A 25,819-nucleotide genomic window follows, 5' to 3' on the forward strand; every position below is an offset into this window, starting at 1 on the left:
CCCCAACCAGGTCACCGGCGCAAACCGGAACCCCGTGAAGAAAAACTGGATTGTGTTCGCCAGGCACTTCGTACAACCTCGTGTCACTCACCCTCGCAGGTGGGAGTCGGTGTCCGTGTCGCTCTGACCTGGACAAAGTTACGCGAAGATCAACACAACACCAAATCGCCAGGTCAGAGCACTGCTGCGGGTTAACAACCGAGAATTTCCTCGAATTTTCTTCTACCGCGATGATTTTCTGTCGCCGCTGCGGTCTGTATGAGCAGGAACCAACAGGAACCGAAGCGATCAGTAATCAGTCAACCGACTTCAAGGAGCACTCCATGTCTCGTCTTCTCTTCGTCAACATGCCCGTCAAGGACGTCGCTGCCACGCGGGAATTCTTCAGCGGCCTCGGCTTCGAGTTCAACGACATGTTCAGTGACGAGAACACCGTCTCGATGATCGTCAGCGATTCCGCCACGGTCATGTTCCTGAACGAACCCCGTTTCGGGGACTTCATCTCCGACGACATCTGTGACACGTCGAAAGCTCGCGAGGCACTGATGTGTGTGTCGGCCGACAGCAGGGAAGAAGTCGACGCCTTCGTCGACGCAGCGATTGCTGCCGGCGGTAGCAAGTGGATGGAGCCCCAGGATCACGGCTTCATGTACGGACGCGCATTCCGCGACCTCGACAATCACGTCTGGGAGGTCATGTGGATGGACCCGGCTGCGACTGTTCCCCAGCAGTAGCGCAAAGCAACAGCAGTAGCGCATAACAACAGCAGTAACGAGTAGCCGCGCGGGTCCTCCACACGGGAGGGCTCGCGCAACTCCTTGCCCCTACAACTCTGCAGGCAGTCCGAACCGTGCGAACAGACTCAGATCGAAGAAACACGTCACGTGCGAGATCCCGGACTCGGTGACATCGAGAACGTGCAACTGGAAAGCACGGTGAACCCCATCGGGCTCGCGCATATAGAGGCCGAACGCCGGCTGGCCATTGGCGGCGGTCGGTAGTAGCCGCATCGCGCCTGGTCCGTCGGCCGGGCATTTGGTTCCGATGAGCTGCCCGATTGCCTCGGGGCCTTGGTACCAACCCTCGAACGGCGGCATCTCCCAGATGGCTTCGCGCGTGAACAGCTCCACGATGGCCTCGACGTCGTAGCTCTCGAAGCTGTGCACGTAGTCGCGAAGCAACTTCCGGGCAGCCTCGGTACTCGGTTCCACGAGATCGTCCTCAGTGGGCCCGATGTGATTGATCTGCGCGCGAGCCCGCTGCAGCAGGCTGTTGACCGCAATGGTTGTGGTGTCCAGGGCCTCCGCAACTTCCGACGCCTTCCACTGCAGAACGTCACGCAGGACTAGAACCGCACGTTGGCGCGCGGACAAGTGCTGCAAAGCGGCAACAAGCGCGAGCCTGACCGAATCGCGATTGACGACCATGACAGCCGGGTCATTGACGTCGCCCAACGCGGAATCCGCGATCGGTTCCAACCAGGCAATCTCGTTGCGTTCGATCAAATCGTCGGCCGGGTCCGAACTAGGTGCGCCGAGGCCGGTCGGGAGTGGACGCCTCGATCGCCCCTCCAGCGCGGTCAGGCAGGTATTCGTCGCGATGCGGTAGAGCCAGGTCCTGAGCGATGACTGGCCTTTGTAACCGTCGAACCCGCGCCAAGCCCGGATGAACGTCTCCTGGACTTGGTCTTCGGCGTCGTGGATCGACCCCATCATGCGATAGCAGTGCGCCAGCAACTCGCGGCGGTACGGATCGGCAAGAGTGAGGAAATCACTGTCCAACGCCTGATCGACTGTCATTTGTTCAGACTAGTGGCCGAGCGCCCGAAACACAGGCGCCGGCGAGAATTGGATCAGGCGGGCGCCTGCACCGCGGTCAACCGGGATTTCTTCCGGAGCACGAATCCCAGTGCTTCGTAGAGTCTGATCGCATTCGTATTCGATTGCACTGCATGGAGAAACGGCAGCTCGCCGCGCTCGCGAATCCCGGCAGCTACGGCACGGATCAGCGTCGTACCCAGGCCTCGACCCCGAAAGTCGCTGTCAGTGCACACCGCACTGATTTCCGTCCATCCCGGAGGGTGCAACCGCTCCCCCGCCATGGCAACAAGTCTTCCGTCGACGCGAATGCCGCAATAGCTGCCCATCTCGACGGTACGAGGAAGAAACGGTCCGGGCTTGGTGCGCTCGATCAATGCCAGAATTTCGGGAACGTCGCCCGTTCCGAGAAGTTCGACCGACGGATCAACGGAGACTTCGAGTGCGGACCCGTCCATCTGCACCGAGCCGAACTGATCCACAACGCGCCATCCTTCCGGCGGGCGATGATCAAATCCTCGTAAACCTACTGTGCCGCCTGGCCCTACGAGTGCGAGTAGGTTCTCCCAGTCTTCGGCGTCCAACTCGGGCGGATGACCGACAAACGGCGCGACAGTCGGGTCGTATCGCGCAACTCTCCCTGCCCAGCGAGCGAATTGCGCATGATGTCCGCGAAGTCCTTGTCGCACAGGGTCGTCCAGTGGATGGGTGTCGACATCCGTGTCAACCGTCTCGACAAACGACGCCAGGGTAGCCTCCGTGGTCATCGAACCTCTTCCTACCCAAGTCTGCCAGTGATGGAAGCGAACGAAACTCCCCGTCCACCTCGATCACAACGCTATGAACACTTGCTGTCGTAGTCTCCGGATAGAATCAAGATGATTCTGATTTCAGCCGCACTCCCGGCGACAACCAGGGTTCGAGCGCAGATTCTCACCAAGACTTTCGTCGCGACACCTGACCAACCGGAAGGCTGTTTGTCATGAGCAACCCCGACCCGATCAGATCCGCATTCCACCAGCTGCCACTGAAGGAGATGGACGCTGCGACGCTGGTCTTCGCCATCGAGAGCGCCGTCGACGAGATGGCACTCCCGGGCGAAACCTTGCGGCTCGCCATGGAGGTCGCGACCCTCGCGCACCTCGATCAGTTCAGAAAAAACGGAATCAAGTCAAACGAGGATCCCTACATCGTTCATCCCCTTCGGAATGTGTTGCGGCTGCTTCGGTACGGGTGCTCCGACGTCGAGATCCTGAGCGCAACCGCGCTTCACGACACGGTCGAGGACCGACCACACGCCGTCATCGCACTCCTCGGTGGCCAGACTGCGGACGACATGTCCGCATCCGAAGCGCAAGAACGTGCGTCAGCACTTATCGCCTCGCACTTCACCCACAAAATCGCCGAACTTGTTGAGGCAGTGACTAATCCAATCGACTACCCGCACGACAACACCACCGGCTACCAGGATCACGTCATCCGCGCGATCGCGGATCCCGCAGTGTTCCTCGTGAAGTTCAGCGACTTCGTCGACAACGCGGGAAGCGTGAAGTACCTGAACGAGATCGACAGACTGAGACTGGTCACGAAGTACGAACCGCTTGTGGAGCACTTCAAGCGGACTTCACTTGCTCTCGGCAACGCATCGCAGCTCCCTTCCGGAGGACTCGACGCGATCGCACAGCACATCGCAACCATCGAAGGCGATTTCTCGAATACGGTCCGACTGGACGTAAAAAATACTCGCCAGTAGTACCGATCAGTAATAATCGAGCAATCGGGAGAATTCTCCGAATACGCGATTTTGTTACCAGTGAGTATTCACTTTCTTGCCAATTTCATTACCATCGTGATCCGTGTCACAGAGCCGAATCTTATTGCACCACAATGACTTAAGGCTATAGGTGTAACCGTGGTTCACGTTGACTAATATTCTTCAATTCGCCCAGGTGACATGAGCGTCGACATACTGCATTCTTAGATAAACCAGGGATTCCCTGGAAGCAGACACAATATGTTGCTGATTCGTGATTGGAGCGGTTCTGAGTCCACGCCTGCAGGGTGGCACACAAGGCACACGTGGTGCAGCAGCGCACACGGTGCTTCGGCGCAAGGGACTCGACGAACCGGAAGGGCAATCACCTGCCGACGCGCAACCGGGGGAAACACAGCGCATCGCGGCGTAGTTCACGAACCGGACAATCCGGGTATGTGGGACACGGTCGGCTCATATCGCAACGTACGTGACGAAGAATCTCATCAAGGGACGGTGGCAGTGACAATGTTCAAACGAATCGCAGTGGTCAATCGAGGTGAGGCCGCGGTCCGCCTGATCAGGGCTGTACGCGAACTGAACGCCGAACACGACCACGGCATTCGCGTCATTGCACTGCACACAGAGGCCGAGCGGCGCGCCATGTTCGTCCGCCAGGCCGACGAGGGCGTGACGCTGCGCAGCACCGGCGCCGGCAGTCCGTATCTCGACTACGCCGAACTCGAGCGAGCACTTCTCGCAGCCAAGGCCGACGCCGTCTGGGTCGGCTGGGGCTTCGTGGCCGAGGACCCCACGTTCGCCGAGATCGTCGCGAAACTGGGCATCACGTTCATCGGTCCGAGTGCCGACGCGATGCGTCTACTCGGCGACAAGGTTGCCGCCAAGATCCTCGCCGAAAAGGTCGGCGTACCAGTCGCACCGTGGAGCGGCGGGCCGGTCGAGACCCGCGCCGACGCACGCCGTCACGCACAGGCAATCGGTTACCCACTGATCATCAAGGCTCGCAGCGGCGGCGGTGGACGCGGCATCCGCAAGGTGTGGGCCGAGGACGAACTCGAAGTTGCGCTCGAGCGCACTCAGGGTGAGGCCGAGCGCTCGTTCGGCGACCCCGTCGTCTTCCTCGAACGCCTTGTCACCGATGCGCGCCACGTCGAGGTACAGATCATCGCCGACAACCACGGCAACGTCTGGGCTCCGGGCGTTCGTGACTGCTCGATTCAGCGTCGCAACCAGAAGGTCATCGAAGAATCCGCTTCCCCCGTCCTCACCGAAGAACAGTCGGACCATCTCAAGGAGGTCTCGGCCGAACTCGTCAAGGCAGCCGGATACCACGGCGCCGGCACGGTCGAATACCTCTACCAGCCCGAGAACAAGCTCTTCACCTTCCTCGAGGTCAACACGCGCCTTCAGGTCGAGCATCCGATCACCGAGGTCACGACAGGCATCGACCTCGTCAAACTGCAGATTCTCGTGGCCAGCGGTGAAGAGTTGGTCGGCGACTGCCCGCCCGCGTTCGGTCATGCCGTCGAGGCTCGCCTCAACGCCGAAGACGCCGACAACGATTTCGCTCCCGCGCCCGGCACCGTTCAGCTGCTGAAGTTCCCCCTCGGCTCGGGCATCCGCGTCGACACCGGCATCGCGGCCGGCGACGTCATTCCGCCTGACTACGACTCGATGGTCGCGAAGGTCATCGCGTGGGGCCGCAACCGCTCAGAGGCACTCGCGCGTCTGCGCACCGCCCTCCGTGAAACCACCGTCGTACTCGACGGCGGCACCACCACCAAGTCTTTCCTTCTCGATCTCCTGGATCGCGACGAGGTCATCTCGGCATCCGCGGATACCGGCTGGCTCGACCGCACGGGCGCCCTCACCGGCGCCACACGCCGCGCCGACGTCGCACTGATCGCCACCGCCATCGATGCCTACGACGCCGAAGAGTCCCTCGAGCGTGCGGCCTTCCTCGCCTCGGCACGTGGCGGTCGCCCCCGCGCCAATCACGCGATCGGACGTACCGTCGAGCTCAACTACCAAGGTCAGGCATACAAACTGACAGTCGGGCGCATCGGCCCGCACCGCTACCGCGTCGACGGAGACGCAGGCGACATCGAGGTCGACGTCGATCGTCTCGGTGACTTCGAGTCACGTCTGGTGATCGGTGATCGCCGCTTCCACGTCGTTTCCGTCGTGAGCCCGGCTCGTTATCTCGTCGAGGTCGACGGCATCAGCCACCAGATCAGCCAGGACGACGCCGGAGTGGTCCGCGCGCCAGCTCCTGCCGTCGTGGTGGCCGTACCGGTCACGGTCGGCGACGACGTCGAAGCCGGCTCCACTCTGGTCGTGCTCGAATCCATGAAGATGGAGACCGCAGTCCGCGCTCCCTACGCGGGCAAGGTGCGAGAAGTTCTCGCTACCGTCAACTCGCAGGTAGATGCCGGCGCGCCGCTCCTGCGTGTCGACCAGGTCGGCGAGGAAGCTGTCACGGAAAAGGCTCCGCGAGTCGAATTCGATCTTCCTGCTGCGACTTCCGGTACCGACGCCCGCGACGACGCACTGGCACAGCTCGAAGCGCTGACCGCGATGCTCAGTGGTTACGACGTCAGCGGCAAGCACGCCAACGCTGTTCTGGCCGAGTACGACGCACTTCGCAGTACACTCGAATCCGAGGACCGCGTACTGGTGCAGGCCGAACTGGCCGTGCTGACCACCTTCGCCGACATCTGCGAGCTCTCGCGCAACAAGCCCACCTCGGGTGAGTCGGCGAAGGACGAATCCGTCCACAGCCCCCGCGAGCACTTCCACACCTTCCTGCACTCGCTCGACGCCGAGCGTGAAGGTTTGCCCGCGTCGTTCCGCACGAGACTCGAACGCGCACTTCGCCACTACGACGTCACCGATCTGGAAGATCGCCAGGCAGTCGAGGAAGCGGTCTACCGACTCTTCCTGGCTCTACAACGCATGGAAGCCCAGATCCCGGTCATTGCAGCACTTCTCGAAGGCTGGCTGGTCGGTGACAAGGCTCCCGGTTGCTCGGCTCAGGAGCTGAACGAGGTTCTCGATCGACTCATCGTCGCGACGCAGGTCCGCTACCCCGTCATCGGCGACGTCGCCCGCAACCTTCGCTTCCGGTTCTTCGACGAGCCACGAATCCGTAAGGTTCGCGAAGACGTCTACGACGGGGTACGCGGCAACCTCGCCTACCTCGAAGAGCAGCCGGACGCTGCTGATTTCGACGAGCGGATCGCCAACCTCGTCGCCACCCCCGAACCGCTCCTGGACCTGCTGGGTCGAAAGATCGGCCTTGGCAACCGCGATGGCGGGCCGCTGCTCGAGGTCATCACACGTCGCTACTACAAGATTCACTCCTTCGAGGACGTACGCGTTTTCGAGCACGTCGATCGCCGTTTCGTGACCGGTAACTTCGATCTGAAGGGCGACGGTCTGCACCTGGTATCGACGGTGGCCGAATTCGACGCTCTCGGAACCGCTCTCGACGATGTCGCCACGATCGCGCAGGATGCTCCGTCGGGTCGCGGCCTGGTGGTCGACATCTACCTCGACTGGCCGAATCAGCCCGCTGACGGCGACACGCTCGTCGAGACACTGCGTACCGAACTCTCGCGCAACGAGACGATCACCCGTTCACGGCGCGCTACGGTGATCATCTGCAACCCCAACGGGGATCCGGTCCGATGGGTCACCTTCCGTCCGGTCGACGGTGAACTGGTCGAGGACCACATCATTCGCGACATGCACCCGCTCACGGGTCAGCGTCTGGACATGTGGCGCCTGAAGAACTTCAACGGAAAGCGCCTCCCTGCTCCGGAGAACACCTACCTGTTCCACCTCTCCGCCAAGGAGAACCCGAAGGACGAGCGTCTGATCGCTCTGGCCGAAATCCGCGACGTGACACCGCAACTCGACGACGAAGGTCAGATGGTTGCTCTGCCGGCCATCGAGCGCACTCTTGCCGCCTGCCTCGACGGCATCCGCCGTGCGCAGTCCCAGCGCGGGGACAAGCGTCGACTCGCAGCCAACCGCGTCGTGCTCTACGTGTGGCCGGTCGCCGACGTTCCCAGCGAACGCTTCTCGGTGATCGCCCAGAACGCAGCCCGACTGACCGTCGGTGCCGGAATCGAAGAGATCACGCTCATCACCCGCCTGAAGGACCGAAAGGGTGGCGCACCCAAGGAAGTTGCGCTGCGCTTCTCCTACCGCGCGGGTGCCGGTGTGGTCATCAACAAGACCACTCCCCCCACCGAACCGCTGCTCCCCCTCGACGCCTATGCGCAGAAGGTTCAGAGTTCGCGGGCACGTGGCACGGTGTACCCGTACGAGCTGATTCCGCTCCTGACCGGCACCAAGGGCACCTTCGTCGAGCACGACTTCGACGAAGCGGGCGTCCTGTCCCCCGTCGAGCGTCCGTACGGACTCAACAAGGCCGGCATCGTCGTCGGTCTCGTGAACACTCCGACGCCGCGTTATCCCGAGGGGATGACCCGTGTCGCGCTCTTCGGTGACCCCACCAAGGCGCTCGGTACCGTCGCCGAGGCCGAGTGCTCACGCGTGGTCGCTGCCATCGACCTGGCCGAGAAGTTGAACGCTCCGGTCGAGTGGTTCGCACTGTCTTCCGGTGCCACCATCTCGATGGAGAGCGGCACCGAGAACATGGACTGGGTCTCGCGTGGCCTGCGCCGGATCATCACCTTCACCCAGAACGGCGGCGAGATCAACATCGTCGTCACGGGAATCAACGTCGGCGCTCAGCCCTACTGGAACGCCGAAGCCACCATGTTGATGCACACCAAGGGCATTCTGGTGATGACCCCGGACAGCGCAATGGTGCTGACCGGCAAGCAGTCTCTCGACTACTCCGGCGGTGTGTCGGCCGAAGACAACTTCGGTATCGGTGGTTACGACCGCGTCATGGGCCCCAACGGCCAGGCTCAGTACTGGGCCCCCGACCTCACCGCGGCGTGCGAGATCCTGTTCCGCCACTACGCACACTCGTACCTCGCTCCCGGCGAACGGTTCCCGAGGCGCGCGGCGACCACGGACCCCGTCGATCGCGACGTGCGTAGCTTCCCGCACACCCACCCGTCAAGCGACTTCGAGACGGTCGGCGACATCTTCTCCTCGGCGAAGAACCCGGATCGCAAGAAGCCCTTCGACATTCGCACCGTGATGCGTTCGGTGGTCGACCAGGACCACTCGGTACTCGAGCGTTGGGCCGACATGGCCGGCGCCGACACCTCGGTCGTTCTGGACGCGCACCTCGCCGGACATCCGGTCACGGTGGTGGGCATCGAATCCCGCGCGATCCCGCGTAAGGGTCGTTTCCCCGCCGACGGACCCGACACCTGGACATCGGGAACGCTGTTCCCGAACTCGTCGAAGAAGACGGCCCGCGCGATCAACGCCGCAAGCGGCAACCGTCCGATCGTGGTGCTGGCCAACCTGTCCGGCTTCGACGGTTCGCCGGAGTCGCTGCGCAACATCCAGCTGGAGTACGGCGCCGAAATTGGCCGCGCCATCGTCAACTTCGACGGACCGATCGTGTTCTGCGTCGTTTCCCGCTACCACGGCGGCGCGTTCGTCGTGTTCTCCGGCGCGCTCAACGACAACATGGAAGTTCTTGCTGTCGAAGGTTCGTTCGCCTCGGTGCTCGGTGGCGCCCCGGCCGCCGCAGTGGTCTTCACCCGTGAGGTGAACACCCGCACCAACAACGATCCGAAGGTGCAGCAACTTGAAGCAGACTTGGCAGCAGCCAAGGACGACACGGAGAGAGCACATCTGCGCGTCGAACTGAACGCTCAGCGCATCGCCGTCCGCTCCGACAAGCTCGGCGAAGTGGCATCCGAATTCGAAGCGATCCACAATATCCAGCGGGCCCGAGAGGTCGGCTCGGTGGATGAGATCGTCCCTGCCGCAGAACTGCGTCCGCAGATCATCGCAGCAGTCGAACGCGGCATGAAGCGCGCACTCGCGCAGTAAGTTTCTCCACACGTCGAGCGGCCCCCGCGAAATGCGGGGGCCGCTCGATGTGTATTCGGACCGCCGAATCGTCTCCAGACCGCACTTCGCTCAGACACCTTCGAGGGCCTCCCCGATCTCTTCGAGGACGTGATTGTGCCGCCCCATTGCGATCAGATGCCCCGCAGAGATGGTCGATCAGATGCCCCGCAGAGATGGTCACCGCCGCTGGCCCCTCGATTTCGAAGGCCACCATCAGTCCCATCACCGCAAAGTAGGCAAACAGTCAATCCACCGACACGGCCGTCGAGGAGCATGGTGTTGGCGTCGCCGGATCGCTGTCGGTCGACGCCGCCGATCCCCTAACAGCAGTCCATCGAAGAATTCAGCATTCGGACCCAACCCAACACCGACGGCGGCAATCACGATCCGATACATTTTTCGGCGAACCTGGCGAGGGCGCGCCATCGTCAGTGCTATGAGAGGGTACGGTGCGGGATGCAGCGACCACCTTCATCGACGGGAGTTCCACACAGTGGCGATCATCGGAAATTCGGACCTCGACATCTTCCGACTTAGCTTGGGCAGCAACCCTTTCGGTTGGACCGCAGACGAGCAGACATCCTTCGAGATCCTCGACTCGTTCGCCGAAGCCGGTGCAAACTTCATCGACACCTCCGACTCGTACACGGCGTCGGCTCCCGGAAATTCCGGTGGGGAATCCGAAACGATCATCGGGAAATGGATCACCGATCGCGGACTACAGAACGACATCGTCGTCTCCACCAAGGTGGGTAGCCATCCCGATTTCAAAGGGCTGAAGGCAGACAACATCGCAGCCGCAGCAGAGGCGTCGCTGCGCCGTCTGCAGACGGACTGCATCGATCTGTACTACGCGCATTTCGACGACCCGCAGACTCCGCTCGAACAAACGCTCGAAGCCTTCAATTCGTTGGTCGTCGCGGGCAAAGTTCGCTACCTCGGAATCTCCAACTACAGCCCCGACCGCATCCGGGAGTGGTTGCGGATCACCGAAGAGAACGGGTACGCCGCGCCGATCGCGCTGCAACCGCATTACAACCTGGTGCACCGTAAGTCGTACGAACCCGAACTAGCGCAGATCGCCACCGACAACAACATCAGCGTCTTCCCGTACTTCGCTCTCGCGTCCGGCTTCCTGACCGGAAAGTACAAGACCCGCGCGGACATCGAAGGCAGCTCCCGCGAACGGCTGACCGCCGGATATTTCAGCGACGCCGGACTCGACGTCGTCGCGGAACTGGCGACAATCGCGCAGGCACACGACAGCGAGATCTCGACCGTCGCGCTGGCCTGGCTGCTGACTCGACCGGGCATCACCGCACCGATCGCGAGCGTCAGCCGGCCGGAGCAGCTCCCGGCGCTACTGGACGCCCCGAATCTGGTGCTGTCGTCGAATGAACTGGACACTCTCGAACGGGTGTCGGCGGCAGTCGGCGCCTGAAATCAGGCAGTTTTGAGATGAGCGCCGAGGGCCGTGTTGTTGATCGTCCAGAACGACCAGCCGTCATGACTCTCGGTGTCGCCTGATATGTGACCGGTGACGGCATTTGCGGCGGCGGTCGGATCGGGGAATCGGCGGCCTTCCATCGGTCCGCGCATGATCTCGACCATCTCGGTGGTTTCGTCGAAGCGTCCGACCCAGCGGTATCCGTGGCAATCAGCCGTCATCTCGAGGCGATTGTCGACAACTTCGATCTCCTCGACACCGCTGGCGCGGCGCTTCTTCGCCGCGACCGGCGAAGCCTTGCGCTTGGCTGCGACCGGTGTCTCGACGTGAATGCTCGGATCCTTTACGGCAGCGAGGCCCAGAGCATCCCACCGATCGTGACCGTGCACGACGCGTCCGCGCGGGATCGCGTGATGACCTGTGCGATTGCGTCCGGGGCTGTCCATGATCCAGAGGTCGACCTCGGCGCGGATGTCGTCCGCGACCTCGTTGGAGGGCAGCATGAAGAACTCGTGCGGATCTGCTGCCAGGTCGACGAAGACCCAGAACTGCGAGCGCGTGTCGTCACTCTCGAGCGACTCGTCCTGACGCCTGGCCTGCCAGTCACCGTCGAGTTTGGAACGTACTCGGACGATTCGGCTGATGCCGTCTGCGCCCGTCACCTCGACGGGGTTACGACGTGAGTGCGTGAGGCGGACAGCCTTGCCCCCACGCTGCGTAGCTTCGGAAATGAACGCATTGATGCCGCGGCTTGCGGTGTCTTCCATGATCGACCTGTCTTGAAGCGGATACGCCCGCATCACCGGATCGGCACGGGGTTGAGCAAGGAGCGAATTCTCGGCCAGTTCTTCGTTCGTGCGGCCGGTCAGTACCTCCGACCTTACAGCTCCGACGTCGGCCTGACTACGGCGCCCGACGGTCGTTCCCAGAGGTCAGCAGTGCAATGTCCCCGTAAAGAGCCGCGCGGTGAGCGAACATCAGCTCTTCCACACCGTCGAATTGATCCCCGACGTAGTGCGTGTTTGCGGCCGAAAGTTCACGTGAACCGGAGCGCGCAAGGAGGTCGTCGATCCGGCTGTCGAGGCTCGCTGCATGCGCAACCGCGCGCTGCGAACTCAACTGATCCTCGGCCCGTGCGACCAGGTCACCGATCCGCGCGAGCGCCGCGACGCGTTCGACCAACTGGTCCCAGACCGCGCCGAGCGCTTCCTTGCGCGAAGCGATCCCGGCTCGGGTTCCCTCGTCGCGTGCCAACGCAGCCGCGTCGTCCAACTCCGCGAGAATCGAACGCAGCGCTACGGTATCGACCGCGATCTGGGTGATCTCGTCGGCCAGGTCGAGTTGATTGCGTTGGATGACAAAGTGGTCGGAATGCCAAGCGCTGGAGCTTTCGATCCGGTCGAACAGATTTCCGGCGAGGTAAAGAAGAGCGTCGTACTCGCCTGCACGTCCTTCGGGTTCGGAATCGACCAGTCCGTCGAGGACCTCCGCGATCCGCCTACTCGCGTCGGCGATGACGCCGGTTCTCTGGACCCGGCCCAGCTGGGCGGCGAGTTTGTCGAGCGCAGCGTTTCCGCCACTTGCCACGACGCCCAACCCCACCGGCAGCTTGGCTGGAACCGGGGTGCGGGTGAGCCCGGCAAAAAGTGCCTCACGTTGCTCGACGTCGAGATGAAGGCCGTCGCGGCGGTCCTTGCGAATGGCACGGACACTGCTCGCGAAGTGACGATTGGAATGCACTATCGCCGAACGCATCGACTGAACGCGCTTGTCGAGCGTCTGCACCCGCCGTTCGAGGACTACCTGAACAGGACCGATGCGAGTCGAGAACAGTCTGCGTCTGGTGCGGGCCAGTTCGTCGGTGAGGTAGCGCAACTCCGAGAAGCCGCCGATCTCCGGGAACGAGCGCCCGACACTGCGCCGGTTCGCCAGGATCGATCGCGTCGACTCGTCCGCATAGCCACCGGCAATCAGCAGTGCGACATCATCGGACAACTCCGGCCGGTTCGACTCGACGGTCCCCGCCGCACACCACTCCCTGACTCGAGTGGAGATGAGCGTTCGCCGTTCGGTCACCGACGCCACGACAAAGACGTCGTCAGTTCCGTCTGTCATCTCACGCCTCCTGCTGGTCGCCGGTTACCACTGTTCCAGAATCTGCCGACACGCGCCCGACCCTGCCCCTGAGCCCGACGCACCCCTGCCATACCGTAGGCGGGTGACCTCCCTGCGATCAGACGCGCACGCAGGTCACTCGCGCGCATCGAGGACTCCTCCAGCAGTTCAACCGCTGCTTCCCGACCTCGCGATCGAACAACTTCAGTCCCTGTTGCAAGTTCGTTCCTGGACTCTCGCGGAATGGTTCGCGATGGCCGACCAACGCGGATTCCTCGCGCCCGCTGCCAGCGTTCCGCTCTTCATGGAAGCCGCGCTGAAGTATCCCGAGCACCGCGAGGCGCTACTACGCCTCGCCGGTCGACGCGGGCAGTATCTGGCGGAGCAGAACCCGGATTGGGCCCAGCTACGACGAATCGGATCACGCCGGGACGAGCTGTGGCTTTCGCCCGATCCGGACGACCGTACGGCATGGTTCGATTACATACGTACGGTCGACCCGGAACTGGCGAGTGAAGAGCTCGAAATCGCCTGGAGCGAGGCGCCGACGGCAACTCGCCTCCATTTCCTCGACCATCTCGACGTCGGGCTGGGTGAACACGACTACGCACTCCTCGAGCGCGCACTGGACGATTCAGCCGTGCGGGTCCGTGAGCGCGCAATTCAACTCCTGCGGCAACTCCCCCGATCTCCGTTTGCCTCTCGCATGGTCACTCGCGCTCAGTCGTGGGTGCGGCTCGAGACGAAGCCGTTGCGACCCCGCCTGGCCGTCCGATTGCCGGGTTCGCTCGACGACCTCGCATTCCGAGACGGCATCGAAGACGTCCACTACAAGAACAAAGGCATCCGGCGCTGGTGGTTGCGTCAAGTTGTGACCGCCACTCCGCTGGCACTGTGGGAATCGATGGCCGGGTCGGCACGCGGCGCCCTCACCATCCCCGTAGAGAAGCAGTGGCGCGACGTGATGATCGAATCATGGACTGCGGCAACCGTCCTCCAGAAGAACACCGCGTGGGCGTCGGCATTTCTGGAGCGGGACGGGCGCACGACGGACCGGAGAATCGTCGCCATCGCGGACCCGCGCGAGCGCGTCGAGTACATCGTCGCCGGACACGCGGACGAGTACCTTCTGGGAGTCGACGGCAGCGCGCTACTCGACGGCATCGACCGCCCGTGGCCACTGCCCGTCGCCGAAAAATTGTTGAATGCCTTGGAAAACGAAGCGATGGAGCATGCTGCGACGGGCGAGGACTTGGGCATCCACTCGCGTCACAGTCACTTCTCCACCCTACGAAGTGTGCAGGCGCGCTTCCCTTTCGACGCGATTCCGCTTCTGCAAGACGCGGCGTCCCGGACGGGTGACGTCGGATGGAAACAAGCGTTCACCGACAGCGCCGTCAATATCGAGCAGCGCCGTCTCCGCTTGGATGTATTGCGCAACCACCACTGAACGGCGAAGGGGCCGCGCCCCGCTAACGGAGTGCGACCCCCTACCTGAGTCGTGAAAGGTCAGACCACGCTGACCATCTCGTGATCAGCCACACCGGCAGCCAACACCCGCAGGTGGTCTTCGGTGCTACCGAGCGTGTGCTCGATCGCAACGAGTCGGCTCACGTAATGACCCACCGGGTATTCGGCGGTCATACCGATGCCACCGTGCATCTGAATTGCTTCCTGACCGATGAGCCGAGCCGAACGCCCGATCTGCAACTTCACCCGCGAAGCGATCACGGGATCGACGACGCCGTCGGCAAGGGACATCGTCGCGTAGAGACTCATACTGCGCGCCAACTCGAGCGAGACGTACAGGTCGGCAGCGCGGTGCGTCAGCGTCTGGAACTTCGCGAGCGGAACACCGAATTGCTTACGCGTCTTGAGGTATTCGGTGGTCAGTCGCAGCGCCTCTTCCATCGCTCCGACAGCCTCGGCACACAGAGCAGCCTGCTCACGGATCTGCGCGGCTTGAATCAGAGCGGAAGCGTCGCCGCCCTCACCGAGCGCTTCGGCCGGAGTGTCGGTGAACTCGATCTGCGCACCGCGCAAACCGTCGTGAGTGGCGTAAGACTTGCGCACCAAACCGGAGGCATCGCTCTTGACGAGGAACAGTCCGACGCCACCGCTGGGGAGCGCAGCGCTCACGACGAGGATGTCCGCCGTCGCGCCGTGCCCGACGGGATTCTTGATCCCGGTCACGGTCCAGCCGCCGTCGACCTGCGCCGCGGTCGTAGCACGTTCGGTTGCCGGCCAACGGATTCCGGGTTCTTGATCGGCGAACGCCAGGAACGTGACGCCTTCGGCAACACCGGGAAGAATCGACGACCGCTGCTCTTGGCTGCCGCCTTCGGAGATGAGTCCGCCCGGCGTCACGACCGCGTCGAGTACCGGCTCAGGGGCCAAGCGTCGACCGATCTCGGTCATGACCGCGCCGGTTTCCACCGGACCCGCGTCCATGCCGCCGTCGTCCTCGGAGAACGTCAGGCCAAGCAAGCCGACCTCGGCCAGCTGCTTCCAGACCTGCGGGCTCCATCCGGGATCGGAGTCGATGATCGCATTGCGCTTCTCGGCGTCGTAGCTGCGCGCGAGGAGATCCTTGGTGGTGTCGCGGAGAAGTTTCTGCTCGTCGTTGAGTTCGAAGTCCATGCCACGCCTCACAATCCGAGGATCGAGGAAGCGATGATGCTGCGCTGCACTTCGCTCGATCCGCTGTAGATGGATACCTTGCGGTAGTTCAAGTACGTCGGGGCAGTGAGCTGCGCCCAGCTCGCGGAGGCGATGTCGCTACCCGCGTCGTACGGCAGTGAATCGGGGCCGGCCACGTCCATCAGCAGTTCGACACTCGCCTGCTGCAATTCGGAACCGCGAAGCTTCAGCAGCGACGACGCCGGATTCGGCTGTCCGTCAGCAGAACTGGCGACCACCCGGAGCTGAGTGAGCTCGAGGGCAAGCAATTCATTTTCGAGTTCGGCGAGTCGGGCAGCGAAGAGCGGATCTTCGAGCAGTGTTCCGTTGCCGACCTTGACCTCGGCAGCGCGAGCCTTGGCCTGCGCGAGACGAACCTTCGAAAAACCGACGCGCGTGACACCCGTGCGCTCGTTGCCGAGCAGGAATTTGGCGTAACCCCAGCCCTGGTTCTCTTCACCGACCAGGTTCTCTCCCGGGACGCGGACGTCCTCGAAGAACACTTCGTTGACCTCGTAGCCGCCGTCGATCAGCTTGATCGGGCGGACCGTGACGCCAGGCGTCTTCAGGTCGACGAGGATGAACGAGATGCCCGCCTGACGCTTGGGCGCATCGGGGTTGGTACGCACGAGGCAGAAGATCCAGTCAGCGTACTGTCCCAGCGTCGTCCACGTCTTCTGGCCGTTGATGACCCAGTCGTCTCCGTCGCGGACCGCACGAGTCTTGAGCGAAGCGAGGTCGGAGCCGGCCTCGGGTTCGGAGAATCCCTGGCACCACCAGATGTCGAGGTTCGCAGTCGCCGGAAGGAACTTCTCCTTCTGCTCCTGCGAGCCGAAGGCTGCGATGACCGGACCGACCATGTTGGCATTGAACGCCAACGGTTCGGGGACCGACGCGAGCTGAAGTTCGTCGAGCCAGATGTTGTGCTGGACCGGAGTCCAGTCCTTGCCTCCCCACTCGACCGGCCAGTGCGGTACCGCCAGACCGTGAGCGTTGAGGATCTGCTGCGCCTCGACCATACGGTCGCGCCCCAACTCCTCACCGTGGGCGTACGCCTCCCTGATGTCCGCGGGGATTTGCGTACGGAAGAACGTCCGCATCTCGTCGCGGAACGCTAGTTCCTCGTCGGTCAATGCCAGGTTCATCGGGATTCCTTCGCACTCGAAACCGGATTCATGTTCGGTTTGACCGTACCCCGACGACTCTGGAGGCGGAACAGGTACCGCAAAAAACGGCACTCAGGGCCGACTCCCTACACGGTTTTGAGGACCAACAAGTAACCCCCGCCCGCAGCGTCGATGCTCGTTTCGACGTTCAGCGACGGAGCCAGCCGCGACAACCGATCGATCAACCAGTCCGACGCTTCCTGGGCGTCGTCCTTGCCGGGGCAGCGAGCGACGGCGACGCGGCCACCCTTTCGCTCGAGTTGCTCCACGACCCCGATGATCGGAGCGGGATCCACGACGAACAACCGATCCGGCCATTCCACAACAGGTTTGACCGCACCCTTCTTGGTGTTGCATGCGCGGTGTGCCAAGCGTTCGACGCCACCTTTAGTTTTGCCACCCTTTTTTGCGGTGTTGATGCTGTCGATACTCGGTCCGCGCGGATCGTTGACGGACATGTCCGGATCGACCGTTTCGTCACACAGCCAGCAGCGCCAGGATTCACGTTCGCCGACTTCTTGAAGGGTGCTCATGTGGCAACGGTACCGTGCGCACTTTCGACTGCTTCCGCTACCAAAAGTGCGCACGGGCCGAAGGCCCTACATGTCCGCAATCGCCTCCAGCGGCTTCGTCTTGGCCGCTCTGTTGGCCGGCCACAGCGCCGCCAAGACGCCGACCACACCGGAGCCGATCAACATTCCGACCACCTGTCCCCACGGGATCGTGATCTTGTCGAGGCCCTGATCCGCGAGAGTGCTGACGAACGCCCACCCGAACGCGATGCCGAGAACAACTCCGACCGCCGCGCCGTACACCGCGATGAGCACCGATTCGAGGTAGATCGTGCGTCGCATCTGTCCACGCTGCATGCCGACGGCTCGCAGCATTCCGATTTCTCGTCGCCGCTCGACCACCGAGAGTGCCAACGTGTTGATGATGCCAAGGATCGCGATCACGACCGCGAGTGCAAGGAGACCGTAGAGGATTGCCAACAACGTGTTGATCTGCTGCCCCTGAGTTCCCTTGAACTCCTCACGATCCTGCACCTGGACGACAACGTACTTCTCCGTCGCCGTTTCGAGTTCGGATCGCAGCGTCGTCAGATCCGCCCCCGGCTTCGCCTTCACCAGAACCACGAAGTCCGGCAAGCTCTCCGCCGGCATCAGCTTCCGGTACGCCTCGTCCGAGACGATCCACGAACCGATCAGCTGGTTGTCCTCGAACACTCCCGCGACAACGGTCTGGTACTCGACGCCGCCGGGACCGGTCAGCGTCTGAGTCGAGCCGACAGTCCACCCTTTGTCGTCCGCAGTCGACTTCGAGACGAGCATGTTGTTGCCGGTCAGATCGACCGTGCCCTCGAGGATCTTGTACTCGAGCACGCCTTCGATCGGGCCGTCGAACGAAGCGCCTTGCTCGTCCTCACCGTCGACCTTCGCGCGCACTCCGTGCAAGGACGTCGCGCTCTGCACGTCGGGCACCTGCCGGACGGCGTCGGCCGCACCGCGCGGCACACCTATCGCGTTGGGTCCGGTCAGGATGTAGTCGGCCGAGACACCCACGTCGACAAGAGCATTGATACTCGCCTTGGCCGAGGAACCGAACACTCCGATGACCGTCACCAGCATCAGACCGAGAGTCAGCGCGAATGCCGTTGCGGCCGTACGACGAGGATTGCGCACCGCATTGGTGCGAGCCAGCCGCCCGATGGCGCCGAACGGCTTGGCGAACACGGCACCGAGCGCGCCGACGATCGGCCGCGACAGCGCCGGTGCCCCGAGAAGAACTGCGATGATCAACGAGAACGCACCGAGCCCGACGATCAGAGCCGCGCCGCCGCCGGTACCGCGAGAGCCGAACACGAGCAGTGCCACACCGACCACGCCGAGGATCGCACCGATCAGCGTCCGCACTCGCAGTGAGTCACCGGTAGAGGCGAACTCCTCACGCATGGCCGCCACAGGTGGGATCTTCGACGCACGACGAGCCGGGGCGTAAGCGCTGAGCGTCGTGACGACGACGCCGACCACCAACGCGACGATGATCGTGCGGGCACCCACCTGGAGCGGGCCTTCCGGCAGACCGACGTCGAATGTGTTGAGCAGACTGCGCAATCCGTAGGCGAGACCGATACCGCCGAGCAGACCGATGATGCTGCCGATGAGTCCGACCACGAGCGCCTCGGTGACCACGGAACGGCCGACCTGCGCTCGGCTGGCACCGATTGCACGCAGCAGTGCCAGCTCACGAAGGCGCTGCGCCACGATCATCGAGAAGGTGTTGTAGATGATGAACGTTCCGACGAGCAGAGCAATCGCACCGAACGCCAACAGGAAGTAGTTGATGAAGCTCAGCGCCGAGTCGACCTCGGCCTTGGTCTCCTCACGAACCTGGTCACCGGTCTGCACCTTGAGATCAGGGAATACCTGCTCGACGCGTTGCTGCAGTTCTGTCTGCGAGACCCCGGCGCCCGCAACGTCGATGTATTCGACGTGCCGACCGTCGGTGAAGAGTCCTCGTGCCTGTTCGTCGGTGAAGAGGGCACCGATGAATCCACCGGTGTCGCTACCGGCACCTTCGTAGATGCCGGACAGCGTCACGTCCACGATTCCGCGGGCCGGTGCCAGAACCTTGGCGGAGTCCCCCACCGTCAGTCCGGCTCGCTCGGCGGCGCTGGTGTTCAGCGCGACCTGGCCGGTCTGTGTCGGAGGCGAGCCCTCGACGAAAGTGTCGGGTTCGGCAATCGCCTGGCCCGGCGGTAGGTAGGACTGACCGATACTTGGCGCGCCGCCGGTCTGAACAGCACCGCCGTCTGCATTGATCAGGACGATTTGTCCGCTGACGGCCGGGGCTACCGCCCGGACGCCGTCGACCGCCGCAAGTTTGTCGACGTCCTCCACTGGAACGCCGCTGGTGTTGCGGTCTTCCATCGATACCCGGACGTCGACGCCCTGGGCGGTGTTCTCGAAAATCGAATCGAAAGTCTTCTGGAGGGTGTCGGTGAAAACGAACGACCCCGCGACAAAGGCCGTGCCCAGCACCACTGAGAGAACCGTCAGCGCAAGTCGCACTTTGTGTGCCGCCAAGTTGCGCAGGGAAACCTTGCGCATAGGCGAGTTGCTTACCGAAGCCATGTGCTCAAGCCCCGGCTTCCACGTTCACGACCGCCTGCGGAGCGTCCAGACGCTTCATCCGGTCGAGGACCGAATCCGCCGTCGGCTCGCGCAATTCGTCGACGATCTTGCCGTCCGCGAGGAATACCACCCGATCGGCATACGCCGCTGCCCGCGGATCGTGCGTCACGATCACCACGGTCTGATTGAACTCGTCGACCGCTGCGCGCAGGATCGAGAGCACCTCCCCGGAGGACTTCGAATCGAGGTTTCCGGTCGGCTCGTCGCCGAAGATGATCTCCGGCTGACCCGCCAGCGCACGCGCACACGCCACACGCTGCTGCTGACCACCCGACAACTCGCCGGGCCGATGATCGAGCCGATCCCCGAGCCCCAGCTTGGTCAGGACGCTGTCCAGCCAGGTCTGATCCGCTTTGCGTCCTGCGATGTCGAGCGGCAACGTGATGTTCTCGAGCGCCGTCAGCGTCGGCACCAGGTTGAACGCCTGAAAGACGAATCCGATGCGGTCGCGTCGTAGTTGCGTCATCTGTTTGTCGGAGAGCGTCGTGAGTTCCGTGTCGCCGATGAGGACAGAACCCGAACTGGCGGAATCCAGACCGGCGAGGCAATGCATCAGCGTCGACTTGCCGGAACCGGATGGCCCCATGATCGCCGTGAACTCACCGCGGGCAAAATCTGCGGACACCGAACTGAGGGCGTGCACCTGGGTATCTCCGGTGCCGTAGGTCTTGGACAGGCCGACTGCGCGGGCCGCGACATCCTGGGCGTGCGAACTCATGATCGCCTTTCCTGTTCACTTCGGTGCTACTTTGCGGGCGTGGCGGGCGCCCGTGAAAACACGGACGCCCGCAATGGTTGGTTCCATCCTGTCGGGTGTGGGGCCCGCCCGCCATCGGGGACCACCCTGATATCCACGGCCGAGCCGATCAGGGTCTGAGAATTGACGGCCATCCCAGGGGCGTGCATTGGCGAGAAACAGCGATATGAATGGCGGGCGCACACTAACCTTGTGACACCAATCACACGAGAGAGGCGGCCGAATGTCCGACGCCACCGCTGGAATCATTTTCGATCGGCTAGAGCACTGGGCGACGGTCAAGCCTGATCAAGCAGCGATGACCTTCCAAGGGACCGAGTACACGTGGGCACAGTGGCGGGACCGCATCTTGCGTATCGCCGCCGCCCTCGCCGAATCCGGCATCGGCGCCGGCGACACTGTCGCGTTCGTCGACAAGAATCATCTGTCCTGCCTCGAAGTCACCTACGCCGCCTCACTGCTCGGCGCCGCGAATGTCATTCCCAACTGGCGACTTTCGGGCGAAGAGCTGGATTACGTCCTCGCGGACTGTGGCGCTCGCATTCTGTTCGTCGGCAGCGATCTCCTGCCCCAGATCGTCGCCATGCGCGACCGATTGACGGCCGTCGAATCGATCTTCGCCGTCGGCGGTGAACACGACGAGTTCGAACCGTGGATCGACGAGGTCACACCACTGCACTCCCGCCCCGAGGTGAGCCCCGATGCCACCGCTCTTGTTCTCTACAGTTCCGGGACGACCGGTCGCCCCAAAGGTGTCCAGCTCACGCATCGAAACCTGTTCGCGCACAGCAGTAATGTCCTCGAAATCCTGCCGGCCCACGAGGATCACCGATTCTTGATCGCGATGCCGATGTTCCACGTCGGCGGAACGTGCTACGCCATCATGGCAATTCACACCGGTGGGCGCTGTTACTTCACGAGAGAAGCCGACGGACCGTCGATCTTCGCCGGTCTCGCCGCCGGAGCCAACATCGCCTTTCTCGTCCCACCGGTCATTGCCGGAGTCCTCGCCGCAGGCGAGCAGGCGGTCGCCGCCTTCACGGCATTCAAACGCATTACGTACGGCGCCGCCCCCATGCCCCTTCCGTTGTTGCGAGCAGCACTCGAGGCTTGGCCGGACACCGAGTTCGTCCAGGTCTACGGTATGACCGAAATGGCAGGTGTCATTACTGCGTTGATGCCGGACGTTCACCGCGACGAGGCGCAGGTCGAGCGCATGGCATCTGCAGGTACGGCGATCCCCGGCGTCGAGATGCGCGTGGTGGACCCGGTCACGCTCGAGGACGTGCCCACCGGTACGACCGGCGAACTGTGGTGGCGATCCGAACAGTGCACACCCGGATATCTGGGCAAGCCCGAGGCGACGGCCGAAACCATCACCGCCGACGGATGGTTGCGCAGCGGCGACATGGGCCGCGCCGACTCCGGCGGCTTCGTGTTCATCGAGGACCGTCTCAAGGACATGATCATCACCGGCGGCGAGAACGTCTACTCCCCCGAGATCGAACGCGTATTGGTGGAGCATCCGGCAATTGCGGAGGTCGCGGTCATCGGCGTTCCCGACGACCGCTGGGGTGAAACCGTCAAGGCCGTCGTGGTTCTCACCGCCGATGCGCAGATCGACGAAACCGAACTGATCACCTACACACAAGAACGCCTCGCAAAGTTCAAGTGCCCGACCAGTATCGACGTCGTCGAGATCCTTCCTCGCAATCCCACCGGAAAGATCCTCAAACGCGACCTCCGCAAACCCTACTGGGAGAACCGCGAACACAAGCTGGTCTGAGAACCCGTGCTGTAATGGGGCGGTGACTTCGCGCCGCCCCACCACACCCCGACCGAACGATCCGTGCCCGTGCGGCAGCGGCAACGCGTTGGTCGAGTGCTGCGGCAAGTACCTCAGCGGGGCGGCGCATGCCCCGACCGCCGAAACCCTGATGCGTTCGCGCTACACGGCTTTCACTCTGATGGACAACGAATACCTCACGCGGACTTGGCATCCCGACAATCGCCCCACCGAACTCGATCTCGATCCCAACCAGAAATGGCTCCGGTTGGAGATCCTGGACACCGAACGAGGCGGCCTGTTCGATCCCGACGGCGTCGTTGAATTTCGCGCTCACTACGCATTCGGGCGCGAGCGGGGAATGCTCCACGAACGCAGTCGATTTGCGCGAACTGACGGCAAGTGGCTCTACATCGACGGCGATATCGGTTAGGTAACTCCGGGCACCGCCGCCGCGGAACCCGATAACGCGAGCCCTACGATCGAGTCATGACAACGAACCGGACGAGATCATTTGCCGCTGTCGCTGCCATCGCAGTGGGCGTGAGCCTGACTGCCTGTTCGCAGGACGCGGAGACCACTCCCACGGCAGCCACCTCGGCCGTCACCTCGACTTCGAGCGCCGCAGCGTCGACCACAGAACCAGTCCCGACGGACAGCTCCGACAAGACATCGGCAGCGGGCACCGAATCCAAGCTCACCGTCGTCGACGTCCGCGTGGGCGAGCACGACGGATTCGATCGCGTCGTCTACGAGATGGGCGGCACCGGCACACCCGGATGGCGCGTCAAGTACGTCGACGCGGCCACGCAGGAAGGCAGCGGAAAGCCCGTGGACATCCAGGGCGCCGCAGTGATCCAGGTCCTGATCGACGGTTCCGCCTATCCCTTCGACAGCGGAGTCGAACAGTACTCCGGCCCCAACCCGATTCCCGGCGTCGGCGGAGTCGTGACCGAGGTCAACGGGTCGAACGTGTTCGAAGGAGTCACGCAGTCGTTCATCGGTGTGACCGAGAAGCAGCCGTTCACGGTGACGACGCTCAGCGATCCTCCGCGAGTGGTGGTCGACGTCGCCCGCTGAGGCCGCACTTGACCTGAAGTTTGGTTTAGGTTCTACCTTCGTGTCGTACCGGCCGCGTAATCTTCGTGGCCGGCGACCGGAGGGGCGAAGTCATGAGCATGGAAGTCACCGCGTGGAACGCGATGTACAACGCGATGCACGCGCAAGAAGATCGGCGCCCGTTCTCGAAGGCGACACTGAAGCGGATCGCGACGTTCGCAGTCCCGCAGAAACGCAATCTCAGCTGGTACCTCGCACTGAGCGTCGTCACGGCTGCGCTTGCCGTGGCAACACCTGTCCTCGCCGGGCGCGTGGTCAACGCGATAGTCGGCGGCGACGCCGTCGACGTGGTCGTCAAACTTGCCGCCCTGATCGCATTGGTCGCAATTCTCGAAGCCGCTCTGGGCCTGCTGACCCGGTGGCTCTCGGCCAGCATCGGTGAAGATCTGATCCTGCATCTGCGCACCACCGTCTTCGATCACGTCCAGAAGATGCCGATCGCGTTCTTCACCAGAACTCGAACCGGAGCGCTCGTCAGCCGTCTCAACAACGACGTCATCGGCGCTCAGCGCGCCTTCAGCGACACATTGTCCGGAGTGGTCAGCAATCTGGTCACGCTGGTGATCACGCTGATCGTCATGCTCGGGATCTCGTGGCAGATCACCGTGCTCGCGTTGGTACTTCTCCCCATCTTCGTGATCCCCGCACGGCGGATGGGCGCAAAACTCGCGGCACTCAATCGTGAAGCTGCCAACCATAATTCGATGATGAGCACCCAGATGACGGAACGGTTCTCCGCTCCCGGCGCGACTCTGGTCAAGCTGTTCGGTCGCCCTTCGCAAGAGTCTGCGGAGTTCGCGGTTCGTGCCAGGCGTGTGCGCAACATCGGAGTCCGGACCGCGATGCTGCAGTCCGTCTTCGTCACAGCACTGACGCTGGTCTCCGCGCTTGCCCTTGCCCTCGTCTACGGCCTCGGCGGCTTCTACGCGCTGCGCGGTCAGTTGGACGCAGGCTCCGTCGTCGCGATGGCGCTACTGCTCACGAGGCTGTACTCGCCGTTGACCGCACTGGCCAGCGCCCGGGTGGACATCATGAGCGCTCTGGTCAGCTTCGAGCGCGTATTCGAGATTCTCGATCTGGCACCGCTCATCACCGAGAAGCCCGATGCACGCAAGGTGCCGGAGGGCCCGGTATCCGTCGAGTTCAAGAACGTCACTTTTGCTTACCCGTCTGCCGACAAGGTGTCACTCGCTTCGCTGGAGGAGGTCGCGATACTCGACACCCGCGGCGGCGAGGACGTGCTGCACGACCTCTCGTTCCGCACCGAGGCGGGACAGATGATTGCCCTGGTCGGCACATCCGGAGCCGGAAAGTCGACCGTGGCGCAGATGATTCCGCGCCTTTACGACATCGACTCCGGATCGGTCGAGCTGGGCGGCGTCGACGTCCGAGACCTCAGTTCCGATTCCATCCGTGAGACCGTCGGCATGGTCACGCAGGACGGGCACCTGTTCCACGAGAGCCTTCGATCCAACCTGCTCCTCGCGCGACCGGATGCCACCGAAGAAGATCTGCGTGAGGTCCTGGAGCGAGCACGGCTCACCGACCTGGTTGCGTCGCTACCCGACGGATTGGAGACAGTGGTGGGTGAACGCGGATACCGCCTCTCAGGCGGTGAGCGTCAACGCCTGACCATCGCACGACTGCTCCTGGCCCAGCCTCGCATCGTCATCCTGGACGAGGCCACCGCGCATCTCGACTCGACGTCGGAAGCCGCGGTTCAGGAAGCACTCGGCGAAGCACTCGCCGGGCGGACTGCTGTGGTGATCGCACACCGTTTGTCCACGATCCGGGCAGCCGACCTGATCCTTGTCATCGAGGCAGGCCGGATCATCGAGCGCGGCAATCATGAGGATCTGCTTGCACGCGGTGGTCGCTACGCCGAGTTGTACCGCACGCAGTTCGACACCAACGCCAGGAAGAACAGCGCTCTCGAGCCGACGCCGATCTGAT

At 63.0% G+C, this 25,819-nt stretch carries 18 protein-coding genes; 9 read left to right on the forward strand and 9 right to left on the reverse strand.

The window, feature by feature from the left end:
- The first annotated feature begins 323 nt into the window (after nucleotides 1-323).
- Nucleotides 324-734 carry a VOC family protein gene (locus tag ACSW29_RS13020; RefSeq protein ID WP_448277445.1) on the forward strand — a complete coding sequence of 137 codons (411 nt, stop codon included), beginning with the start codon at nucleotides 324-326 and terminating at the stop codon, nucleotides 732-734.
- A 90-nt stretch (nucleotides 735-824) separates the two neighbouring features.
- Here ACSW29_RS13020 and ACSW29_RS13025 read toward each other — a convergent pair whose 3' ends face one another.
- Together ACSW29_RS13025 and ACSW29_RS13030 are read right to left on the reverse strand one after the other, a co-directional pair.
- Nucleotides 825-1,799 (reverse strand): sigma-70 family RNA polymerase sigma factor, encoded by a 975-nt coding sequence (locus tag ACSW29_RS13025; protein ID WP_448277446.1) that lies wholly within the window; start codon nucleotides 1,797-1,799, stop codon nucleotides 825-827.
- 53 nt (nucleotides 1,800-1,852) lie between these two features.
- Entirely contained in the window at nucleotides 1,853-2,584 is a 732-nt protein-coding gene (locus ACSW29_RS13030) for a GNAT family N-acetyltransferase (protein ID WP_448277447.1), read from the reverse strand.
- Between the two features lie 215 nt (nucleotides 2,585-2,799).
- On the opposite strand from ACSW29_RS13030, the gene ACSW29_RS13035 reads away from it, so the two are divergent.
- From ACSW29_RS13035 to ACSW29_RS13045, 3 genes are all read left to right on the forward strand, one after another.
- Nucleotides 2,800-3,570 (forward strand): hypothetical protein, encoded by a 771-nt coding sequence (locus ACSW29_RS13035; protein WP_448277448.1) that lies wholly within the window; start codon nucleotides 2,800-2,802, stop codon nucleotides 3,568-3,570.
- Between the two features lie 528 nt (nucleotides 3,571-4,098).
- Complete coding sequence (locus tag ACSW29_RS13040; protein WP_448277449.1) at nucleotides 4,099-9,582, forward strand: ATP-binding protein; 5,484 nt, start codon at nucleotides 4,099-4,101, stop codon at nucleotides 9,580-9,582.
- 514 nt (nucleotides 9,583-10,096) lie between these two features.
- Nucleotides 10,097-11,044 carry an aldo/keto reductase gene (locus ACSW29_RS13045; RefSeq protein ID WP_448278153.1) on the forward strand — a complete coding sequence of 316 codons (948 nt, stop codon included), beginning with the start codon at nucleotides 10,097-10,099 and terminating at the stop codon, nucleotides 11,042-11,044.
- A gap of 2 nt (nucleotides 11,045-11,046) precedes the next feature.
- Here the strand turns inward: ACSW29_RS13045 and ACSW29_RS13050 are convergent, their stop codons facing one another.
- Nucleotides 11,047-11,817 (reverse strand): hypothetical protein, encoded by a 771-nt coding sequence (locus tag ACSW29_RS13050; protein WP_230817469.1) that lies wholly within the window; start codon nucleotides 11,815-11,817, stop codon nucleotides 11,047-11,049.
- Between the two features lie 136 nt (nucleotides 11,818-11,953).
- Nucleotides 11,954-13,165 carry a hypothetical protein gene (locus tag ACSW29_RS13055; protein ID WP_448277450.1) on the reverse strand — a complete coding sequence of 404 codons (1,212 nt, stop codon included), beginning with the start codon at nucleotides 13,163-13,165 and terminating at the stop codon, nucleotides 11,954-11,956.
- A 103-nt stretch (nucleotides 13,166-13,268) separates the two neighbouring features.
- Here ACSW29_RS13055 and ACSW29_RS13060 point away from each other — a divergent pair, with 103 nt between their 5' ends.
- Nucleotides 13,269-14,615 (forward strand): DUF5691 domain-containing protein, encoded by a 1,347-nt coding sequence (locus ACSW29_RS13060; protein WP_448277451.1) that lies wholly within the window; start codon nucleotides 13,269-13,271, stop codon nucleotides 14,613-14,615.
- Nucleotides 14,616-14,674: 59 nt separating this feature from the next.
- Here the strand turns inward: ACSW29_RS13060 and ACSW29_RS13065 are convergent, their stop codons facing one another.
- The 5 genes from ACSW29_RS13065 to ACSW29_RS13085 form a co-directional block, all read right to left on the reverse strand.
- On the reverse strand, nucleotides 14,675-15,805 hold the full coding sequence (locus tag ACSW29_RS13065; RefSeq protein ID WP_317829003.1) for an acyl-CoA dehydrogenase family protein: 1,131 nt from the start codon (nucleotides 15,803-15,805) through the stop codon (nucleotides 14,675-14,677).
- Nucleotides 15,806-15,813: 8 nt separating this feature from the next.
- Nucleotides 15,814-16,989 (reverse strand): acyl-CoA dehydrogenase family protein, encoded by a 1,176-nt coding sequence (locus ACSW29_RS13070; RefSeq protein ID WP_317829004.1) that lies wholly within the window; start codon nucleotides 16,987-16,989, stop codon nucleotides 15,814-15,816.
- A gap of 107 nt (nucleotides 16,990-17,096) precedes the next feature.
- Nucleotides 17,097-17,543 (reverse strand): hypothetical protein, encoded by a 447-nt coding sequence (locus tag ACSW29_RS13075; RefSeq protein WP_230817457.1) that lies wholly within the window; start codon nucleotides 17,541-17,543, stop codon nucleotides 17,097-17,099.
- A gap of 66 nt (nucleotides 17,544-17,609) precedes the next feature.
- Nucleotides 17,610-20,144: an ABC transporter permease gene (locus tag ACSW29_RS13080; RefSeq protein ID WP_448277452.1), complete on the reverse strand. Its 2,535-nt coding sequence runs from the start codon at nucleotides 20,142-20,144 to the stop codon at nucleotides 17,610-17,612.
- Nucleotides 20,145-20,148: 4 nt separating this feature from the next.
- Nucleotides 20,149-20,922 carry an ABC transporter ATP-binding protein gene (locus ACSW29_RS13085; RefSeq protein ID WP_230817455.1) on the reverse strand — a complete coding sequence of 258 codons (774 nt, stop codon included), beginning with the start codon at nucleotides 20,920-20,922 and terminating at the stop codon, nucleotides 20,149-20,151.
- Between the two features lie 262 nt (nucleotides 20,923-21,184).
- Here ACSW29_RS13085 and ACSW29_RS13090 point away from each other — a divergent pair, with 262 nt between their 5' ends.
- From ACSW29_RS13090 to ACSW29_RS13105, 4 genes are all read left to right on the forward strand, one after another.
- Entirely contained in the window at nucleotides 21,185-22,747 is a 1,563-nt protein-coding gene (locus ACSW29_RS13090; RefSeq protein ID WP_448277453.1) for a long-chain-fatty-acid--CoA ligase, read from the forward strand.
- Nucleotides 22,748-22,769: 22 nt separating this feature from the next.
- On the forward strand, nucleotides 22,770-23,180 hold the full coding sequence (locus ACSW29_RS13095) for a YchJ family protein (RefSeq protein ID WP_448277454.1): 411 nt from the start codon (nucleotides 22,770-22,772) through the stop codon (nucleotides 23,178-23,180).
- A gap of 56 nt (nucleotides 23,181-23,236) precedes the next feature.
- A complete protein-coding gene (locus ACSW29_RS13100; protein WP_317829009.1) occupies nucleotides 23,237-23,827 on the forward strand; it encodes an AMIN-like domain-containing (lipo)protein in 591 nt (196 codons plus the stop codon).
- Between the two features lie 92 nt (nucleotides 23,828-23,919).
- Nucleotides 23,920-25,818 carry an ABC transporter ATP-binding protein gene (locus ACSW29_RS13105; protein ID WP_448277455.1) on the forward strand — a complete coding sequence of 633 codons (1,899 nt, stop codon included), beginning with the start codon at nucleotides 23,920-23,922 and terminating at the stop codon, nucleotides 25,816-25,818.
- The last annotated feature ends 1 nt before the right edge of the window (nucleotide 25,819 follow it).

The sequence above is a fragment of the Rhodococcus sp. GB-02 genome (assembly GCF_053470465.1).

Excerpts from the sequence above, each read along its gene's own strand:
- ACSW29_RS13020 (WP_448277445.1), top strand. The coding sequence starts at position 324 with ATGTCTCGTCTTCTCTTCGTCAACATGCCCGTCAAGGACGTCGCTGCC.
- ACSW29_RS13025 (WP_448277446.1), bottom strand. The coding sequence starts at position 1,799 with ATGACAGTCGATCAGGCGTTGGACAGTGATTTCCTCACTCTTGCCGAT.
- ACSW29_RS13030 (WP_448277447.1), bottom strand. The coding sequence starts at position 2,584 with ATGACCACGGAGGCTACCCTGGCGTCGTTTGTCGAGACGGTTGACACG.
- ACSW29_RS13035 (WP_448277448.1), top strand. The coding sequence starts at position 2,800 with ATGAGCAACCCCGACCCGATCAGATCCGCATTCCACCAGCTGCCACTG.
- ACSW29_RS13040 (WP_448277449.1), top strand. The coding sequence starts at position 4,099 with ATGTTCAAACGAATCGCAGTGGTCAATCGAGGTGAGGCCGCGGTCCGC.
- ACSW29_RS13050 (WP_230817469.1), bottom strand. The coding sequence starts at position 11,817 with ATGGAAGACACCGCAAGCCGCGGCATCAATGCGTTCATTTCCGAAGCT.
- ACSW29_RS13055 (WP_448277450.1), bottom strand. The coding sequence starts at position 13,165 with ATGACAGACGGAACTGACGACGTCTTTGTCGTGGCGTCGGTGACCGAA.
- ACSW29_RS13065 (WP_317829003.1), bottom strand. The coding sequence starts at position 15,805 with ATGGACTTCGAACTCAACGACGAGCAGAAACTTCTCCGCGACACCACC.
- ACSW29_RS13070 (WP_317829004.1), bottom strand. The coding sequence starts at position 16,989 with ATGAACCTGGCATTGACCGACGAGGAACTAGCGTTCCGCGACGAGATG.
- ACSW29_RS13075 (WP_230817457.1), bottom strand. The coding sequence starts at position 17,543 with ATGAGCACCCTTCAAGAAGTCGGCGAACGTGAATCCTGGCGCTGCTGG.
- ACSW29_RS13080 (WP_448277452.1), bottom strand. The coding sequence starts at position 20,144 with ATGGCTTCGGTAAGCAACTCGCCTATGCGCAAGGTTTCCCTGCGCAAC.
- ACSW29_RS13085 (WP_230817455.1), bottom strand. The coding sequence starts at position 20,922 with ATGAGTTCGCACGCCCAGGATGTCGCGGCCCGCGCAGTCGGCCTGTCC.
- ACSW29_RS13090 (WP_448277453.1), top strand. The coding sequence starts at position 21,185 with ATGTCCGACGCCACCGCTGGAATCATTTTCGATCGGCTAGAGCACTGG.
- ACSW29_RS13100 (WP_317829009.1), top strand. The coding sequence starts at position 23,237 with ATGACAACGAACCGGACGAGATCATTTGCCGCTGTCGCTGCCATCGCA.
- ACSW29_RS13105 (WP_448277455.1), top strand. The coding sequence starts at position 23,920 with ATGAGCATGGAAGTCACCGCGTGGAACGCGATGTACAACGCGATGCAC.